The sequence below is a fragment of the Thiomicrospira sp. R3 genome (assembly GCF_029581415.1).
Lineage (GTDB): Bacteria > Pseudomonadota > Gammaproteobacteria > Thiomicrospirales > Thiomicrospiraceae > Thiomicrospira.
The window spans coordinates 1,851,643-1,869,657 of the sequence record NZ_CP121121.1 but is presented as its reverse complement, the minus strand read 5'-3'; the positions used below and the strand labels follow the sequence as shown (position 1 = coordinate 1,869,657).

Genomic DNA, 18,015 nt, shown 5'->3' with positions numbered 1-18,015 from the left:
CTTATATAAAAGGGCGCTAATCCGCGCTCATTTTGTTTAACGTCATGTCCAAAGCCTGCCAGGTTATCAGCGCCATTCAAGATTTTTACCAATCGAGTCACCAACAAGATTTATGGGTAGGATTTAGTGGTGGCCTTGACTCCACGGTATTATTAGACGCTTTAGTGCGGCTAAAGCCTAACGATGTCAATCTTAATGCGATTCATATTCATCACGGCCTGCAAGCGGATGCAGACCGATGGCTAGTTCACTGTAAACAACAGGCCGAAGACCTTCAGGTTAACTTTATCGCCAAACAAGTGGTCATCAAGTTAAATCAAAACCTAGAGGCTGCCGCGCGCCAAGCACGTTATCAAGCATTTAACGAGTTAGTCGGTGAGCAAGGCGTTTTATTGACGGCGCACCACCAACGTGATCAAGCAGAAACCTTTATACTAAACCTGATGAGAGGGGCCGGGTTAGCGGGATTAGCCGCAATGCCCACCAAAAGACTATTGAATTCAAAGTCCAAGCAGGCCTGGTTATATCGCCCTTTGCTGAATATTGGTTATTCTCATTTGGTGGATTATGCCCATCAACACGGATTAAGCTGGGTAGAAGACCCAATGAATCAACAACTGGACTTTAGGCGAAATTATGTTCGCCATCAACTCTTGCCCTTATTCGACTCAACCTGGTCACAAGCCCAACAAAAAATCTCGCAAGCCGCTTCGCATTGCTTTGAATCAAATCAATTGCTTGAACAATTAGCTCAACTAGATTTAAAGTCAATTGATCATAGCGCTAGCTATCTTGACTGGCAAGCGCTGCAAAACCTGGATTGGGCTAGACAAAAAAATAGCCTACGTTATTGGTTTCACAACCACCATTCAGTGCGTTTAACTCAAACAGATTTAGACTGGTTTAAAAGCGAATGCTTTAGTGCCTCGTCCAATGCCAATCCACAGCGAATAATCGCAGGAAAAGAACTAAGACGTTTTAAGAGGTTTGTATTTTACCCTGTTGAAAAGATAGAAGAAATTAACATTTGTTGGTCAGGGGGCATCGATCTTTCAAGGGTGGGTTCGACTTTTCAGGCAAGCCTGGGGGAAGGCATTGCACACGACTGGTTTAATGCAAATAATAAGGTCGAAATTCGAACGCTTAAATCAGTCGATGTACCTAATCGCACATCGCTTAAAAAATGGTTCCAACAACAAGAGATACCGCCTTGGCAAAGACCTTATTGGCCAGTGGTGACGATCAACAATCAACTTGCTGCTATTCGTGATTATCGTGTTTTTGAACCGTTTAACGTTAAGTCAAATGAAATAGGGGCAATCTTTGTGGCTTTAAATTGAAGAGAACAGGCTTTTCGGTTAGAATATATGACCATTCTGTATTCAAAAGCTTGGGATGTTTAATTCATTCCCCCTGCGTGTCTTAATTTTCTACAAAGTGTGAATAATGACTAAATTTATATTTGTTACCGGTGGTGTTGTTTCTTCTTTAGGGAAAGGGATTGCCGCTGCATCACTAGGTGCGTTATTGGAAGCCCGCGGCTATCGAGTCAGTATGCTTAAAATGGACCCCTATATTAACGTCGATCCAGGCACCATGAGTCCATTACAACATGGAGAGGTTTTTGTCACTGATGACGGGGCGGAAACCGATTTGGATTTGGGCCATTATGAACGTTTTGTTCAACGTCCACTCAGTAAACGCAATAGTTTCTCAACCGGACAAGTGTACGAAACAGTAATACGTCGTGAGCGTCGTGGCGATTTCCTCGGTGGAACTGTACAGGTTATTCCGCATATTACGGATGAAATTAAATCACGCATTAAAGACGCGGCCGATGGTGCAGATGTCGCTTTGGTTGAAGTGGGTGGTACAGTTGGTGACATTGAATCGCTGCCTTTTCTAGAAGCCATCCGACAAATGGGGGTTGAAATTGGGCGTGATAACACCCTGTTTATGCATCTAACCCTATTGCCTTACATTGCAGTAGCGGGTGAAGTGAAAACCAAACCTACCCAACACTCTGTAAAAGAATTACGCTCTATTGGTATTCAGCCCGATGTCCTTATTTGCCGTTCAGAAATTCCTTTAGCGGAAAGTGAACGACGTAAAATTGCGCTGTTTACTAATGTTGAAGAAAAAGCCGTTATTAACTCGCTAGACGCCAAATCAATTTATCAAGTACCTCGTATGCTACACGAGCAGGGCATGGATGATTTGGTGGTTAAAAAATTAGGCTTAACCCATGCCAAACCACTCGACCTAAGCGATTGGGATCAAGTCGTAGAAGCACAGCTCAATGCCCAAGAGCATGTTGATATTGCGATGGTGGGTAAGTATGTTGATTTAACCGAAGCCTATAAATCGCTTATTGAGGCCTTATTGCACGCTGGAATTCATACGCGTACTAAAGTTAAAATACACTACATTGACTCAGAAGAGCTTGAACGCGTGGGTATTGAAAAACTCAACAAAATGGATGCGATCTTAGTGCCCGGTGGCTTTGGAGCGCGCGGCGTTGAAGGTAAAATCCTAGCTATTCAACACGCACGCGAACACCAAAAACCCTACCTTGGGATTTGTCTGGGCATGCAAATGGCGGTGGTTGAATATGCGCGTAATGTAGCCGGTTTAACCGGTGCCCATAGCACCGAGCTCAATCCTGCAACCCCGCATCCTGTTGTCGCCCTGATTACCGAGTGGACCGATGAAAAAGGCGCGGTGGTTGAGCGTTCTGAAAGCTCAGATCTAGGTGGCACAATGCGCTTAGGTGGGCAAAACTGTAAAGTAAAAGCCAACACCAAACTGGCCGAAATTTACGCTAGTCAAACCATTCGTGAACGTCATCGTCATCGCTATGAAATGAACGAAGGTTACATAGCACGCCTAGAACAAGCAGGCCTGGTCTTTTCAGCCCATTCAGAAGATGGCGATTTGGTGGAATCCATTGAAATCCCGAACCATCCATGGTTTGTCGCCTGTCAGTTCCATCCAGAATTTACATCAACACCCCGTAATGGACATCCTCTGTTTAGTGCGTTCGTTCAAGCGGCATTAACCGCAAAACAAAAAGGTTAAGTTATGCAACTTTGTGGTTTTAATGTTGGTATTGACCAACCGTTTTTTTTAATAGCCGGGCCTTGTGTTATTGAGTCCGAGCAATTGGCGATTGACACAGCAGGTCGACTAAAAGAATTGACTGCAGAGTTAGGCATCCCGTTTATTTTTAAGTCGTCCTATGATAAAGCGAATCGCTCATCAACCGCGAGTTTTCGTGGTTTAGGCATTGAAGAAGGCCTCAGAATTCTACAAAAAGTGAAGGACGAAATTGGTGTACCGGTACTCACTGATGTGCATGAAGACACCCCACTGGGTGAAGTCGCTTCTGTTGTCGATGTGATGCAAACGCCGGCATTTTTAGTACGTCAAACCAACTTTATTCAAAATGTATGTCGCCAAGGGTTACCGGTTAATATAAAGAAGGGACAGTTTCAAGCGCCTTGGGACATGGACCAGGTTGTAGCCAAAGCGCGCGAAGTAGGTAATCATCAAATTATGGTCTGTGATCGCGGAACGTCGTTTGGTTACAATACCCTAATTTCAGATATGCGTGGCCTAGCTTCAATGCGACAAACTGGCTGCCCAGTGGTGTTTGATGCGACCCATTCGGTTCAACAACCCGGCGGCCAAGGTAGCACCTCCGGTGGTCAACGCGAGTTTGTGCCTGTACTTGCACGAGCGGCCGTCGCAGCCGGAATTTCCGGTTTGTTTATGGAAACCCACCCTGATCCTTTAAACGCAAAAAGTGATGGACCGAATATGTGGCCGCTGGGTAACCTAAAGCCAATATTGGAAGTACTCAAAGCACTTGATCAGGTGGTTAAACAACAAGGATTCATTGAAACAGAGTTGATGTAATCAGCCTGTCATAAAACCCAAATAGAATTTGATTTATTGTTTATTTTTATTAATTTTACTACTCAAAAGGTTTAAAAGATGTCATTGATTAAAGAAATCAAAGCGCGCCAAATTATTGATTCACGCGGCAACCCCACCGTAGAAGCGGATGTAATTTTAGAATGTGGTGCGATGGGACGCGCAGCCTCGCCATCAGGCGCGTCAACCGGTTCACGTGAAGCGATTGAATTACGCGATGGTGATAAATCAAAGTTTATGGGCAAAGGCGTGATGAACGCGGTAAACAATATCAAAAATGAAATTGCACCTGCGTTAAAAGGAAAAGAAGCCACAGATCAAGCGAATATCGACCAAATCATGATCGATTTGGATGGCACACACAACAAAGCACGTTTAGGTGCCAATGCGATTCTAGCTGTATCTATGGCCTGTGCAAAAGCGGCTGCTATCTCAAAGGGTCAAGCGCTATTTGAATACCTAAAAAACGATGACTACCGTATGCCGGTTCCGATGATGAACATCATCAATGGCGGTGAGCATGCTGACAATAGCGTTGATTTTCAAGAATTCATGATTATGCCTGTCGGTGCGCCAAGTTTTTCTGAAGCACTTCGTTATGGTGCCGAAGTATTCCATACCTTGAAAAAAGTATTACATGACAAAGGCTACAACACCGCAGTCGGTGATGAAGGTGGGTTTGCTCCCGACCTAAAATCAAACGAAGAAGCGATTACCGTTATCCTAGAAGCGATCGAAAAAGCCGGTTATGTTCCAGGCAAAGACATCATGATTGCACTTGACGTGGCCGCATCTGAACTTTACAAAGATGGTAACTACGTATTAGCTTCAGAAGGTCGCACCTTAACCAGTGCGCAAATGGTCGATTTCTACGCCGATTGGTGTGCTAAGTACCCGATTATCTCAATTGAAGATGGCTTTGACGAAAGCGATTGGGATGGCTTTAAAATGCAAACTGAACGTTTAGGCAAAACGGTTCAATTGGTTGGCGATGATCTATTCGTAACCAACACCAAAATCCTAAAAGAAGGCATCGATAAGGGTATTGCAAACTCAATTCTAATCAAGGTAAACCAAATTGGCACCCTGACTGAAACCATGAATGCGATTCAAATGGCTAAAGAAGCCGGTTATACAGCGGTTATCTCGCATCGTTCAGGCGAAACCGAAGATGCCACCATTGCGGATATCGCGGTAGCGACGGGGGCGGGTCAAATCAAAACTGGCTCAATGTCTCGCTCAGACCGTGTTGCAAAATACAACCAGTTGATTCGTATCGAAGAAGCATTGAATGAGTCGGGTACCGCTGTGTACCCTGGTAAATCAGCCTTCTACAACCTTAAATAAGCATTAACGACGGATGAAAATTCTGATAATTATTTTATCCGTCCTAATCCTTCTAACCGGTGTTCGCCTGCTGTCATCTAACGGTGGTCTAGGCGAATACCTGTCACTAAAACTGCGCTTGGCCCAAGCCCAACAACAAGTTGAAGCCCAACAAGCGGTTAATGATCTACTCAAAAAAGAAGTTATAGAATTACAATCTGGCACCGATGCACTCGAAACGCATGCGCGTAAACGTTTAGGCATGATAGGAGAAAATGAAGTATTTATTCAACTGCTAGACCTACCCCCATCAAGCGTTCTTGCGCCCACACCTGATGAAGAGATAGAATCAGTGCAAGAAAACCCGCTACCCATTAATCCAATCGAACCTTAGTTTTATTTAGTTTTATGAGCCGTTTTACCTTCCCTGACAAACATCCGCATTCAATACCTGCTTAGCATTAAGATATAAACATGTGGCCATACGCGCATTTTGGTCGGTTAAACTTCGATAAATCTTACGTGCATTATGTCGAGTCGCCGAAAAACCTAATGCTAAAACCTCTAAAGCCTCTGCACGTTGTTCACGGTCTAAAAATGACCAGATATCATTGATAGTTAATGCCAACTCTAAATTAACTAACGGGTTTCGGTGAGCCAAAAATAAACTTTGATCCCAAAAATAATCGACCGATGAACTATCCTTAGTCAAAGTAAGTAAGCGAAGATTATTTACCCAAACAAAGGGGTAGTGAGGAAAGGCTAATGTTTGTTCTGCCAGTAGCGTTTTTATTTGCTCAATAACCTCAGCCTGACTATCGGGTTCAATGTCCAATTCCAGTCTGAATACACTTAACCCGATTTTTAAATCATAATAAGCAGGCCTGGTTATCCAAGCATAATGATTATACTGATTTAACGAATAATCAATCACATCAACTACAGCATGGGATACCGGCTCAACCGACTGACCAACTTGAGACAACAACTTACTAGCCTGATAAAAATGTAACTCAGAATAAACCCAACGACCCGCCACCCATAACAAAGTTAGACTTAAGACTAACCAGAAAGCAAAAAATAACCTAAAAGACACGAATGAAAAACCCGATTTAAACATCATAAATCACAATGGTCAGTAAAAGGGAAAGGATTAAATTTGAACAAGGATTCGGTTAACACACGGCTATTATGCCTAAGCTTCATTTTTAGTAGGTCATATACACTGGATTTCGACAAGAAACTAAACGCATCGGCCAATTTTGGAGGACGATAAAGATTATTATGCGCATCACTTGCCATAAACTGCACCTTATCTTCTTTAAGCAAACGTAATGCAAAATCTTGAGGGGCCTGACCAAAATCACCCAAAACAGAACCCGCTGTTATTTGAAAAAGACAGCCTAAACGTATAAAAGGCTGTAATTTAGAAGGCTGCGTATGAAAAAACGCATGACGTTCCGGATGGCTGAGATGAGTTTGCAGGCTTTACAGCAGGTGTATCCTGATACGCGTTTTGTGATGGTAAGGTTTGGTAATGTATTGGGCTCGTCGGGTTCGGTTATTCCGTTGTTTAGAAAACAGATTGCGAATGGTGGCCCTGTAACGGTAACGCATAAAGATATTACGCGGTTTTTTATGACAATACCTGAGGCGGCTTCTTTGGTAATTCAAGCCGGTTCGATGGGTGTCGGAGGCGATGTGTTTGTATTGGATATGGGCAAGCCGGTTAAAATTGATGACTTGGCTCGCCGCGTAATTCATTTGTCAGGCTTGAAGTTGAAAGATGAGGCCTGTGATGGGGATATTGAGATTGTTTATACTGGCTTGCGACCTGGCGAAAAGTTGTTCGAGGAGTTGTTAATTGGCGATGGTGTTGAGCAAACCGATCACCCTCGAATTATGAAGGCGCATGAAGAGTTTTTGGATTATGAGCGTTTACGTGATGAGTTTATTGAGCTTGAGGCGGCCTTGGTTGCTTTTGAATATGAGAAAGTAGAGGCGCAATTTTTGAGCATTATCAATGGGTTTAGTCATCAGTCTGGTTTGGTGGATTATTTGCATGATGTTAAAGCGGGTTAGTTTTTTTGATGTCTTTTTCTTTTAGTAATCAATCATTTATAAAAGCATCTTGTCGAGGTTTCGGGTGTTTTTTAGACCGCGTTTCGGTGAGTTTAATCTTGGCTTTTTTAGTTTTTATTCCTTTGCCTTTAGGGTCAAATCGTGATGCGTCGATGGCTTTTTTAGTGGCTTGGGTAGGCTTGATTGCATTGGTTTGGGCAAGCGGCTGGTTGTTTAATTTACGGTTTTGGCAGTGGAGACGTGTTCATCGGGTAGGCTTGGTGTTAGCAGGCCTGCTGCTTTTATTTCAGGCTTGGGTTGGGCTTCAACTTGCAGCCGGATGGACGTTAGATAGTTATGCGACCTTTAAGTATTTAATGCTGGGTTTGGCTTATAGCGTGCTGTTTGTTGTGGTGTTGGATGTGTTTAAAACGCGCCAGCGCTTGGTGTGGCTGATTGCGGCATTATTGGTGAGCGGCACCTTGCAGGCGTTGTTGGGGACGATGCGGGCGTTTGGTGAGCTTAGTGGGTTGTTTGGCTGGTTATTTGAATCTTCGCGCCAAGTGGCTACGGGTACGTTTGTTAATCGCAATCATTTTGCGGGTTATTTGGAGATGACGCTGGCGTTAGGGATTGGATTAATGCTGGCATTTAGAACGGGTCGTGATTGGAGCTGGGTTGGTTTTTTGGAGTTGTTGTTAAGCCCAAAAATGATGATTCGTTTGGCGTTAATTTTGATGGTCATTGCGTTGGTTATGACGCAATCACGGATGGGTAACACGGCGTTTATGGTGAGTTTGTTGGTGGTTTCTGTGTTGTTTATTGCGCGTAATCCACTTAATCGTGTTCGCAATGGGTTGATTATTCTAAGTATTTTGTTAATTGATGTATTGATTATTAGTCAGTATTTTGGGTTAGAGCGTTTGAAGGATCGGGTATTTAGTACAGAGGTGTCGGTTACGGTGGATCAGGGTAACTTGATTGTTAATTTGGATGATTTGCGTGGGCTGGCCTTTGAGCGCGGGTTGCCTTTGGCAATGGAGAAGCCTTGGGTTGGTCAGGGTGCGGGCACGTATGAGCTCGCGTTTATGCCCTATTCAGGGATTGATTTTGGTGGACATTTTGATCATGCGCACAATGATTTTTTGCAGTTTTGGATTGAGTTCGGCTTGATCGGGAGTTTGCTATTATTGGCTTTTTTAGCCTTGTCGTTTTATTTTGCACTCAAGGCGTTATGGATGCGTGAATCCTTGTTTCGCAGCGGGTTGGGTTTTGGGGTGACGATGGCATTATTGTCCATTACGATTCATAGTTTTTTTGATTTTAACTTACAGATTCCGGCGAATGCGGCCACGTTTGTGGTCGTTTGCGCCTTGGCGGTATTAGCCCCTTATCATAGCCATGAACCGAAGTCTTCGGTTCGTTGAACTAGCTAGGGATAAGCAGGCCTGGTTGTTTTAATCTTTAATTTTATTTTTTACATTTATCGACGATATTTTTAGCGATATCCACTAACCATTTTTTGTGTTGTTCGGCTTCGCTGTGTTCCAGTTCAATATTGAGAATGTGTTGGCCTTCCAGTAGCGAAATCGTTGTAAACTTTAAGCCCATTCCAAAATCAATGACTTCATAGTACGCGGCCTGAGTTAAGTTTTTTATGGACTCAATTTGCGGTGTGGGCATTTGTGCGAACATTGCTTTAGCCATTTCAAGCTCTTCAGTTCCAAGTTCTTCTTCAAGAACTACGTCCATCATCATGTTTTTACGGGTTTCAGGTTGCATCAGCAGGGTGAAGATTTCTTTTGTTGATTTTCCTGCTAGTTTTTGTTGCCATTTTTCCGGTAAGGTTTCTAATTGGGTTTTATCGAATGGCTCTACTGAGATTTCAATCCCCGTTGAACTAGCCATACTCATCAACCCCGCAGCCTGTTCAAAAGTGGGTTCAAACCTACAGTACCAACCTTCTGGTGTACGATTTTCTAAATCGCTTTCTTCAAATACGTGTTGCGCTTTTAGGTTAAGGCTTTTAATTGAAGGAGGAGTGAGTTTATCAAACTCTGATTGGCTGATTAGGCTGCAGGGTTCGCTGACCGCTTTAGCAAAGCATTGTTCAATTTTGTTCGCTGAGGCATGCAGGCTAAAGCTTGTTAGGGCAAGCCCAAACAAGCCATAAGCTAGGTGATGTTTACGCATAATAAATCCCCCTTAATCGGTATGTTACAGGGCATCAGGGCCGGTTTCACCGGTGCGGATGCGGATGGTTTGTTCAATGGTGGTGACAAATATTTTGCCATCACCAATTTTGCCGGTTTGTGCTGCCTGTACAATTGCTTCGATGGCATTGTCAACGATTTCATTGGCGACAGCGATTTCAAGTTTTAACTTGGGTAGGAAGTCCACCACATACTCGGCACCTCGGTACATTTCGGTGTGACCTTTTTGACGACCATAGCCTTTTACTTCGGTGACGGTCATGCCATGAATGCCGATGTCATGGAGTGCATCACGCACGTCATCGAGCTTGAAGGGTTTAATGATTGCGGTAATTTGTTTCATGCTACATACCTCCTATGGCTTGTTCGTCGTCGTTAACCGGATCAGGTTTAATCTCATCTGAATTGGGCGGGGTTGGAAAACGAAAGGCTTCACCCATTTTTATAAAGCGTTCTTGCTGTTGCCCTAGCTCTGGAAATTGTCCATTCTGTGTTAATAATACCACGGTTGAACCCATGTTAAATCGGCCAATTTCTTCGCCTTTTTCAAAGGTTAGATTGTGTTCTTTATAATCCCAGTGTTGTAGGGTTGCGCCATAAGGGGGGGTAATTTTACCCTGGAAAACGGTTTCCATGCTGCCAACGAAAATCGCCCCGACCATAACCAGACAGAAATGGCCTTGTTCAGATTTAAAGCGCAGCACTAGGCGTTCGTTTCTGGCAAAGAGGCCTGGGACAAGATTAACCGTAGCGGGGTTGACTGCAAATAAGTCACCTGGCACGTAGGTCATGGAGAGCAGCTGGGCATTGATGGGCATGTGAATGCGGTGGTAGTCGCGAGGTGAAAGGTAGATAACGGCAAAGTCGCCGTCTTTAAATTTTTTGGCGTAGCTGATATCACCCCCAACCAGCGCTTCGGTGGTGTAGTCATGGCATTTCGCTTGGATGAGTTTGTTGTCTTGGATTGGCGCTGACTGACTGATTACGCCATCGACAGGGCTGACCCAGATTTGCTCACCAGGGTGAATAGGGCGCGATTCTGGTTTAAGGGCGCGGGTAAAAAAAGCATTAAAATGGGGATAGTTTTCGATATTGGGATCTTGGGCATCACGGATATCGATATTGTAAAGCTTGGTGAGGCCTTTAATCGTAGCATTTTTAATCCATCCAATCTGACTATGCATAAAGCTATGCATGGCTTGCGAAAGCAGTTGTTTGGGTAAAAGGTACTGGGGTACAACTTTAACATAATCCATCAGTGGCATCATTCACATCCTTTTAAAAGTGAAAAGACTTGTGGCTTCAAGCCCTAAAAAATTAGATTTTAAGGTATAATTGCGCAAATTAGTAGGCTTGAGCCAATCTTTCGGCTCCCAATTAAACAAAGGAAACAAAATGTCAGATGTAAAAAAAGTCGTTTTAGCTTACTCAGGCGGTTTAGACACCTCAATTATCGCTAAATGGTTGCAGGATGAGTATCAGTGTGAAGTCGTCACCTTCACGGCGGATATAGGCCAGGGCGAGGAGGTGGAGCCTGCGCGCGTTAAGGCACAAGCGATGGGCATTAAAGAAATTTTTATTGAAGATTTGCGTGAAGAGTTTGCGCGTGATTTTGTATTCCCGATGTTCCGTGCCAATGCTATTTATGAAGGCGAGTATTTATTAGGTACTTCGATTGCACGTCCGTTGATTGCCAAGCGTTTGGTTGAGATTGCACAGGCTGTTAATGCGGATGCGATTTCTCATGGCGCAACCGGCAAGGGTAACGATCAGGTACGTTTTGAGTTAGGCGCTTATGCGTTAATGCCGGATGTCAGAGTGATTGCGCCTTGGCGTGAGTGGGATTTAAACTCACGTGAAAAATTGATGGCTTATGCGCAAGAGCACAATATCGCGATCGAAAATAAGAAGGGTAAAAAGTCGCCTTATTCTATGGATGCAAACTTGCTGCATATTTCTTATGAAGGCGGCGTGCTGGAAGATCCTTGGGCCGAGCCTGAAGAGTCTATGTGGCGTTGGTCGGTAGCTCCAGAAAACGCACCCAATGAGCCAACCTATATTGAGTTGACCTATGAGAAGGGCGATATTGTGGCGTTAAATGGCCAAGCCTTTTCGCCAGCGACGATTATGGCGGAGTTAAACCAAATCGGTGGTGCCAATGGTATTGGACGTGATGATTTAGTTGAGAACCGTTTTGTTGGCATGAAGTCGCGCGGTTGTTATGAAACCCCTGCCGGTACGATTATGATTAAGGCGCATAGAGCGATGGAGTCAATTACGTTAGATCGTGAAGCGGCGCATTTGAAAGATGAGTTAATGCCACGTTATGCTAAGTTGGTTTATAACGGCTTTTGGTTTAGCCCTGAGCGTGAAATGCTCCAAGCGGCGATTGACCATTCACAAAAAGTAGTGAATGGCGTAGTGCGCTTGAAGTTGTACAAAGGCAATGTCATTGTGGTAGGGCGCAAGTCAGAGACAGACAGTTTGTTTGATGAGTCGATTGCGACGTTTGAAGATGACAAGGGCGCGTACAACCAAAAAGATGCGGAAGGCTTTATTAAGCTTAACGCATTACGTTTACGTATTGCCGCGCGTAAACGCTCAGCGAAATAAGCTTCAACCCTCCCATGTCACCAACACCAAGTTGGTCCGAACTAAAACAGCACCCCGCATTGATGTTGGGTTTTGGTTTTGGTTCGGGTTTGGCCCCTAAAGCCCCGGGAACTTGGGGGACTTTATTAGGTTGGCTGCTGTTTATTCCTTTAGTCGTGTATGCGCCTGTTTTAGCCTGGCTGGTGTTTGGTTTAGGGCTGATTGCTGGCAGCTGGATTTGTGGCCGTGCCGCTGAACTGGTCGGGGTGCACGATCATGGCGGCATTGTTTGGGATGAGTTTGTTGGTATTTGGTTGGTGCTTTTATTGTTGCCTGACCAGGCCTGGTTGTGGTGGCTATTGGCGTTTGTTTTTTTCCGGTTTTTTGACATTATCAAGCCCTGGCCAATTGGCTGGCTTGATCGCCGAGTTTCGGGCGGTTTGGGGATTATGCTTGACGATCTTGTCGCGGCTTTATTTGCCCTAATAGGGGTATGGATTATTTATATTGGCCTTTTTAGCGCTTAGTTATTAAGATGGCGCCATTTTTAGATTGGAGATGTGCATGTTTATCCCTTGTGAGCAAGCAAAGGCTTTAATAAAAGACCATCAAGGTCAGCTCGTTGATGTGCGTACCCCGCAGGAATTTATGATGGAACCTATTCCTGGGTCGATAAATATTCCGTTGCATGAAATTGATCAGGTAGCGGCTCAAAAGCTAAATAAATCCTTGCCGGTTGTCGTGTTTTGTCGTTCGGGTCAGCGCTCGTATATGGCGCAACAGATTTTAATGGGGCAAGGTTTTGCTAGCGTGCATAATCTTGGGCCGTCGATGGCTTGGTATCAGTGTCCTGACATTTAATTCCATTCGTGTTTTAAAGCGCCTTTGGCGTTTTTTCATTTCTAAGCTAGGAGTAAATAACATGAAACTCGCTTTACATTGGCAAATTCTTATTGCTTTGGGGCTGGCGGCTATTATGGGTAGTGCAACCGGTGTTAGCGCGACGGTTGTGGGAATCAGTTGGGTCGCCATCTACGATTTTATTGGCACGCTATTTTTAAACGCACTAAAAATGATTGTCATTCCGCTGGTAGTGTCTGCGATTATTTTAGGCGTGAGTAATATTGGGGGCCAACAGGGCTTTAGTCGATTGGGTTTGAAAACCTTGAGTTATTATGCCGCAACCGGATTAATCGCAATTTTGATTGGTTTGGCTTTGGTCAATATTATTCAGCCGGGTGCAGGACAGACGCAAGCGCCGGTCATTGAAACCAATGCGCAGTTAATGAGCGCGGTGGAAGGCAAGGGGATGGGGGATATTGCTGAAATCTTTATCCGCATGATTCCTGATAATATTTTTAAGGCCGCCGTCGAAATGCAAATGTTGGGACTGATTTTTTTCAGTATTTTGTTTGGTTTCTTTATGACGCAATTAACCGGTCGGCCTCGAGAAGTGATGCATGATTTTTGGCAGGCTATTTTTGATGTAATGATGAAGATTACCGCTTTGGTGATGAAGTTTGCCCCTTATGGGGTATTTGGTTTGGTGGCTGCGTCGGTGGCGCGCACCGGGTTTGAGCAGTTTGGTAATTTGGCTTGGTTCTTTTTGACGGTAAGCTTAGCCTTAGCGTTGCATTTTTTTGTTGTGATGTCTTTGCTGTTGAAGTATGTTGGCAAAATCCAGAATCCATGGTTGCATTACAAAGCCATGTTTCCGGCATTGTTAACTTCTTTTTCAACCAGTTCTTCGTCGGCAACCTTACCGGTTACGTTGTCGAATGTCGAACAACGTGCCGGTGTGTCGAACCGGGTTACCAGTTTTGTTTTACCCTTGGGTGCGACGGTCAACATGAATGGTACGGCTTTGTATGAATGTGTGGCGGTTTTGTTTATTGCGCAGTTGTTTGGGGTGGACTTAACTTGGACACAGCAGTTATTGGTGGTGATTTTAGCGTTGGCGACGTCAATTGGCGTTGCGGGGATACCTTCGGCCAGTTTGGTTGCGATTAGTGTCATTTTATTGGCGGTCGGTTTGCCGATCGAGGCCTTAGGTATTTTGTTAGTCGTTGATCGCTTGTTGGATATGATGCGCACCTCGGTGAATATATTTAGCGACTCAGTGGGCGCGGTGATTATTGCGCGCTCGGAAGGGGAGTTGAATTTACTTAAACCTATGGAAGCCTTATCTAAACAGTCTGGTGAAACCAAGGTTAATCCTTAATATTAAAGGGCACCAGGCCTGGTTGTCCGTTTTCTATTTTTAGAATGCGGGCTTCGGGCCGCCAATCACCCAGTACCCATCTTGTTTTTGTTTGCTCGTTTATTTCAAGGTGATGAATCGCCGGGCGATGAGTATGGCCGTGAACAAGGTGTTCGATATTTGGGTGTTTGTTCAGTAAGGTTTCTACAGCTTGGTTTGAAACATCCATAATTTGTTGTGGTTTTTGCTGTGAATAGGTAGCTGATTTTGCGCGGAGTTGTTGGCCAATTTTATTGCGTTGGGTTTTTGGTAGTTTTAAAAAAAGCCACTGAATAAGCGGATTATGAAACCATCGACGCATTTTTTGGTATTGCAGGTCGTCAGTGCAAAGTTGGTCACCGTGCAACAATATAAAGTCGGTACCCTGTATAGTTTGGATACTGATGTCATCAAGCGCTTGCGACTGCGTGGCGCGGTAAAAGGCTTTTTTGAGTAAAAAGTCACGGTTCCCTGTGCCGATAAACACCTGTACGCCTTGCTGGCTCAAGGCTTTAATCGCGCCAATATCTTGGGCATAGGTTTCGAGTCCAAGATCATCACCGACCCAGGCTTCAAATAAGTCACCGAGTAGGTAAATAGCATCTGCTTGAGAGGCCCATAGGGTTAAAAACGATCGAAAGGCTTGATTGATGGGGTGTTGAGTGTCTGGCTGAAGGTGAACATCAGCCAGTATATAGCAGGGTTTAGCCAAACGCGTTATACCGTTTGAACCGTGGTGTTTTCAATGGTAATGTCTTCTCTTGGCACATCTTGATGGCCTTGGCGGTTGGTGGTTTCAACCTTGGCCATGGCTTGAACGACCTCCATACCTTCCACAATCTTGGCAAAAACGGCATAACCCCAACCATGCACATCTTTGCTGGTGTGATCCAGAAAATCATTGTCTTTTAGGTTGATAAAAAATTGCGATGTTGCTGAATTGGGGTCCATGGTTCGCGCCATTGACAGCGAACCTTTTAGGTTTTTAAGGCCATTGTCTGCTTCATTTTTGATCGAATCACGATTAGGTTTTTCTTCCATTCCAGCCACAAGCCCACCGCCCTGGACAACAAAGCTGGGAATAATACGATGGAAAATTGTGCCGTTATAAAATCCCTCTTCGGCATACTTTACAAAGTTTTCTGCGGTTAGCGGTGCATTTTCATGGTCAACTTCAATTTTTATATCGCCCATGCTGGTGTGAAAGGTAACCTGTGTCATGTATGTATTTTCCTTTTTAAAGTGGTTTAAAGTCTGGTTATTTAATTTGTCTTGCACGCTCAATAATCACCGGCTCCACGGGAACATCTTGATGCCCATTTTGACTGGTGGTCGGTACGGTTCGAATCGTATTTACGGTACGCATTCCGTCAGTGACGCGACCAAATACGGCATAGCCCCATGCGCGTGGAGTTTTTTCACGAAAGTCGAGTGAGTTATTATTGGCAACATTAATAAAAAATTGGGAGGTCGCTGAATGGGGGTCATTGGTACGCGCCATGGCTATCGTGCCAATTCGGTTTTGCAGGCCATTATCCGCCTCATTTTGAATCGGTGCATGGGTAGGTTTGCGTTTGAAATCGGCTTCAAAACCACCGCCTTGGATCATAAAGTTACCAATGACGCGATGAAAAATAGTGCCGTCATAATAGCCACTGTTAACATAATTTAAGAAGTTTTCAACCGATAGGGGCGCTTCGTTTGGGTAGAGTTCGATAATCATTGAGCCTTTATTGGTTTCAATCAGAACCTGAGGGTTATCAGCCTTAAGGATAAAACTGCTGAAGAACAGGCCAATAAACAGGGTCAGACTAAGAACTAAACGAGAGGGGGTTGTTTTCATGTTAATTCGCCTTTGATATTAAAATTCGCGATTATTTTAACATTGTTATTGGATACAAGGAACAGTATCACTAGCGAGGATGTTGAATGCTATAATATTTAATTAATTCAATTAACAACGGACAGAGTCGATGAGTCATGCTGAAACGGGCGATCGCGCCACCCATTTTATTCGAAATATTATTGATGAAGACTTAGCATCCGGGTTGCATCAACAGATTCAAACCCGTTTTCCGCCTGAACCCAATGGCTACTTACATATTGGTCATGCAAAATCTATTTGCTTAAATTTTGGCTTGGCGCTTGATTATAACGGGCAATGTAACTTGCGTTTTGATGACACCAATCCCGCCAAAGAAGACCTGGAATATGTGGACTCGATTCAGCGTGATGTAAGGTGGTTAGGCTTTGAGTGGTCGGGCGAGATTCGTTATAGCTCAAGTTATTTTGAACAGTTTTTTCACTATGCGCTTGAGCTGGTGGATAAGGGCTTGGCTTATGTGTGCTTTTTGAGCGCGGATCAACAGCGCGAGTACCGCGGCACCCTGACTGAAGGGGGCAAACCCAGTCCTTATCGTGATACCCCGCCAGCTGAAAACCGTAAGTTGTTTGAAAAAATGCGCGCGGGGGGCTTTAAAGAGGGCGAGTGTGTGTTGCGTGCCAAGATAGATATGAGCTCGCCGATTATGTGTATGCGCGACCCGATTTTGTATCGGGTGCGTTTCCAAAATCACCACCAAACCGGCGATACCTGGTGTATCTACCCAATGTATGACTTTGCGCATTGTATTTCTGATGCGATTGAGGCGGTGACCCATTCGTTGTGTACCCTAGAGTTTCAGGATAACCGTCGGTTATATGACTGGATTTTAGACAATATTACCCTGCCCAATGCTACGCGTCCGCGTCAGTATGAGTTCTCGCGCTTGAACTTGGAATACACCGTGATGTCCAAGCGTAAGCTGCATCAGTTGGTGGATGATAAATTAGTGACGGGTTGGGATGACCCGCGCATGCCAACGATTTCTGGTTTGCGTCGCCGTGGTTTTACGCCAGCCTCTTTGCGCGACTTTGCGGAACGGATTGGAATTAGTAAAGTCGATAGTTTTACTGAAATGTCGATTTTGGAAGCCGCCGTGCGTGATGATTTGAATGTCCATGCACCGCGTTCCATGGCGGTGCTGAATCCGCTGAAAGTGGTGATTGAAAACTACCCTGAAGGTCAGATTGAATCGATTCAAGCCCCGCTCCATCCGCAAAATGAGGCGATGGGTAAGCGCGAGATTTTCTTTAGTCGTGAGCTCTATATTGATCGTGATGATTTCCGTGAAGAAGCAAATAAGCATTTCAAACGCTTGATATTAGGCAAAGAAGTACGTTTGCGTAATGCCTATATCATCAAAGCCGAGCGTTTTGAAAACGACGAAAATGGCGAACTAAAAACAATTTACTGTAGCTATGATCCAGAAACGCTAGGCAAAAACCCAGCTGATGGTCGTAAAGTTAAGGGTGTTATTCATTGGGTTGAGGCTAGTAAAGCCGTGCCTGCTGAGTTTCATTTGTATGATCGCTTGTTTAGCGTACCTAACCCTGCCAAGGCTGAGGATTTTGAAGCGGTATTAAACCCGGATTCGTTAGTGATTAAAAAAGGTTATGTGGAACCAGGCCTGGTGGATGCGCAAAAAGAATTGGCCTATCAGTTTGAGCGCGAAGGCTATTTCTGTCGTGACAACACCTTACCAGGCCTGGTGTTTAACCGCACCGTCGGCCTACGCGACACCTGGAGCGAAAACGCGAGCTAACCTT

Annotated in this window: 20 protein-coding genes; 12 read left to right on the top strand and 8 right to left on the bottom strand. The window is 44.5% G+C overall.

What is annotated here, in order from left to right:
* Positions 1-44: 44 nt before the first annotated feature.
* From tilS to P8S55_RS09535, 5 genes are all read left to right on the top strand, one after another.
* Positions 45-1,340: a tRNA lysidine(34) synthetase TilS gene (tilS, locus tag P8S55_RS09555; RefSeq protein WP_289223977.1), complete on the top strand. Its 1,296-nt coding sequence runs from the start codon at positions 45-47 to the stop codon at positions 1,338-1,340.
* Positions 1,341-1,446: 106 nt separating this feature from the next.
* Entirely contained in the window at positions 1,447-3,078 is a 1,632-nt protein-coding gene (pyrG, locus tag P8S55_RS09550) for a CTP synthase (protein ID WP_289223976.1), read from the top strand.
* Positions 3,079-3,081: 3 nt separating this feature from the next.
* Entirely contained in the window at positions 3,082-3,918 is an 837-nt protein-coding gene (gene kdsA, locus P8S55_RS09545) for a 3-deoxy-8-phosphooctulonate synthase (RefSeq protein ID WP_289223975.1), read from the top strand.
* 78 nt (positions 3,919-3,996) lie between these two features.
* Positions 3,997-5,283, top strand: coding sequence for a phosphopyruvate hydratase (gene eno, locus P8S55_RS09540; protein WP_289223974.1), 1,287 nt, complete (start codon positions 3,997-3,999; stop codon positions 5,281-5,283).
* A 13-nt stretch (positions 5,284-5,296) separates the two neighbouring features.
* Positions 5,297-5,656 (top strand): FtsB family cell division protein, encoded by a 360-nt coding sequence (locus tag P8S55_RS09535; protein WP_289223973.1) that lies wholly within the window; start codon positions 5,297-5,299, stop codon positions 5,654-5,656.
* Between the two features lie 24 nt (positions 5,657-5,680).
* Here P8S55_RS09535 and P8S55_RS09530 read toward each other — a convergent pair whose 3' ends face one another.
* Together P8S55_RS09530 and P8S55_RS09525 are read right to left on the bottom strand one after the other, a co-directional pair.
* Positions 5,681-6,358: a hypothetical protein gene (locus tag P8S55_RS09530; RefSeq protein ID WP_289223972.1), complete on the bottom strand. Its 678-nt coding sequence runs from the start codon at positions 6,356-6,358 to the stop codon at positions 5,681-5,683.
* Positions 6,359-6,381: 23 nt separating this feature from the next.
* Complete coding sequence (locus tag P8S55_RS09525) at positions 6,382-6,675, bottom strand: CpsB/CapC family capsule biosynthesis tyrosine phosphatase (protein ID WP_289225331.1); 294 nt, start codon at positions 6,673-6,675, stop codon at positions 6,382-6,384.
* A 27-nt stretch (positions 6,676-6,702) separates the two neighbouring features.
* Here P8S55_RS09525 and P8S55_RS09520 point away from each other — a divergent pair, with 27 nt between their 5' ends.
* Positions 6,703-7,344 (top strand): polysaccharide biosynthesis protein, encoded by a 642-nt coding sequence (locus P8S55_RS09520; RefSeq protein WP_503010320.1) that lies wholly within the window; start codon positions 6,703-6,705, stop codon positions 7,342-7,344.
* Positions 7,345-7,442: 98 nt separating this feature from the next.
* Entirely contained in the window at positions 7,443-8,750 is a 1,308-nt protein-coding gene (locus P8S55_RS09515) for an O-antigen ligase family protein (protein ID WP_289223971.1), read from the top strand.
* 43 nt (positions 8,751-8,793) lie between these two features.
* On the opposite strand, the gene P8S55_RS09510 is transcribed toward P8S55_RS09515, so the two are convergent.
* From P8S55_RS09510 to asd, 3 genes are read right to left on the bottom strand one after another with little or no spacing between them, the layout of a single operon-like run.
* Positions 8,794-9,516 carry a hypothetical protein gene (locus P8S55_RS09510; RefSeq protein ID WP_289223970.1) on the bottom strand — a complete coding sequence of 241 codons (723 nt, stop codon included), beginning with the start codon at positions 9,514-9,516 and terminating at the stop codon, positions 8,794-8,796.
* Between the two features lie 24 nt (positions 9,517-9,540).
* On the bottom strand, positions 9,541-9,879 hold the full coding sequence (locus P8S55_RS09505) for a P-II family nitrogen regulator (RefSeq protein ID WP_289223969.1): 339 nt from the start codon (positions 9,877-9,879) through the stop codon (positions 9,541-9,543).
* A gap of 1 nt (position 9,880) precedes the next feature.
* Entirely contained in the window at positions 9,881-10,804 is a 924-nt protein-coding gene (asd, locus tag P8S55_RS09500; protein WP_289223968.1) for an archaetidylserine decarboxylase, read from the bottom strand.
* Positions 10,805-10,931: 127 nt separating this feature from the next.
* On the opposite strand from asd, the gene P8S55_RS09495 reads away from it, so the two are divergent.
* The 4 genes from P8S55_RS09495 (at position 10,932) to P8S55_RS09480 (ending at position 14,349) form a co-directional block, all read left to right on the top strand.
* Positions 10,932-12,149: an argininosuccinate synthase gene (locus P8S55_RS09495; protein WP_289223967.1), complete on the top strand. Its 1,218-nt coding sequence runs from the start codon at positions 10,932-10,934 to the stop codon at positions 12,147-12,149.
* 14 nt (positions 12,150-12,163) lie between these two features.
* On the top strand, positions 12,164-12,655 hold the full coding sequence (locus tag P8S55_RS09490; RefSeq protein ID WP_289223966.1) for a phosphatidylglycerophosphatase A family protein: 492 nt from the start codon (positions 12,164-12,166) through the stop codon (positions 12,653-12,655).
* Positions 12,656-12,692: 37 nt separating this feature from the next.
* On the top strand, positions 12,693-12,989 hold the full coding sequence (locus tag P8S55_RS09485; protein WP_289223965.1) for a rhodanese-like domain-containing protein: 297 nt from the start codon (positions 12,693-12,695) through the stop codon (positions 12,987-12,989).
* Between the two features lie 61 nt (positions 12,990-13,050).
* Complete coding sequence (locus tag P8S55_RS09480) at positions 13,051-14,349, top strand: dicarboxylate/amino acid:cation symporter (RefSeq protein ID WP_289223964.1); 1,299 nt, start codon at positions 13,051-13,053, stop codon at positions 14,347-14,349.
* On the opposite strand, the gene P8S55_RS09475 is transcribed toward P8S55_RS09480, so the two are convergent.
* From P8S55_RS09475 to P8S55_RS09465, 3 genes are read right to left on the bottom strand one after another with little or no spacing between them, the layout of a single operon-like run.
* Positions 14,339-15,079: a UDP-2,3-diacylglucosamine diphosphatase gene (locus tag P8S55_RS09475; protein ID WP_289223963.1), complete on the bottom strand. Its 741-nt coding sequence runs from the start codon at positions 15,077-15,079 to the stop codon at positions 14,339-14,341. The genes P8S55_RS09480 and P8S55_RS09475 overlap by 11 nt on opposite strands.
* Positions 15,080-15,084: 5 nt before the next feature.
* Positions 15,085-15,588 (bottom strand): peptidylprolyl isomerase, encoded by a 504-nt coding sequence (locus tag P8S55_RS09470; protein ID WP_289223962.1) that lies wholly within the window; start codon positions 15,586-15,588, stop codon positions 15,085-15,087.
* Positions 15,589-15,625: 37 nt separating this feature from the next.
* Complete coding sequence (locus P8S55_RS09465; protein WP_289223961.1) at positions 15,626-16,210, bottom strand: peptidylprolyl isomerase; 585 nt, start codon at positions 16,208-16,210, stop codon at positions 15,626-15,628.
* Positions 16,211-16,340: 130 nt separating this feature from the next.
* On the opposite strand from P8S55_RS09465, the gene glnS reads away from it, so the two are divergent.
* Complete coding sequence (gene glnS / locus P8S55_RS09460; RefSeq protein WP_289223960.1) at positions 16,341-18,011, top strand: glutamine--tRNA ligase; 1,671 nt, start codon at positions 16,341-16,343, stop codon at positions 18,009-18,011.
* The last annotated feature ends 4 nt before the right edge of the window (positions 18,012-18,015 follow it).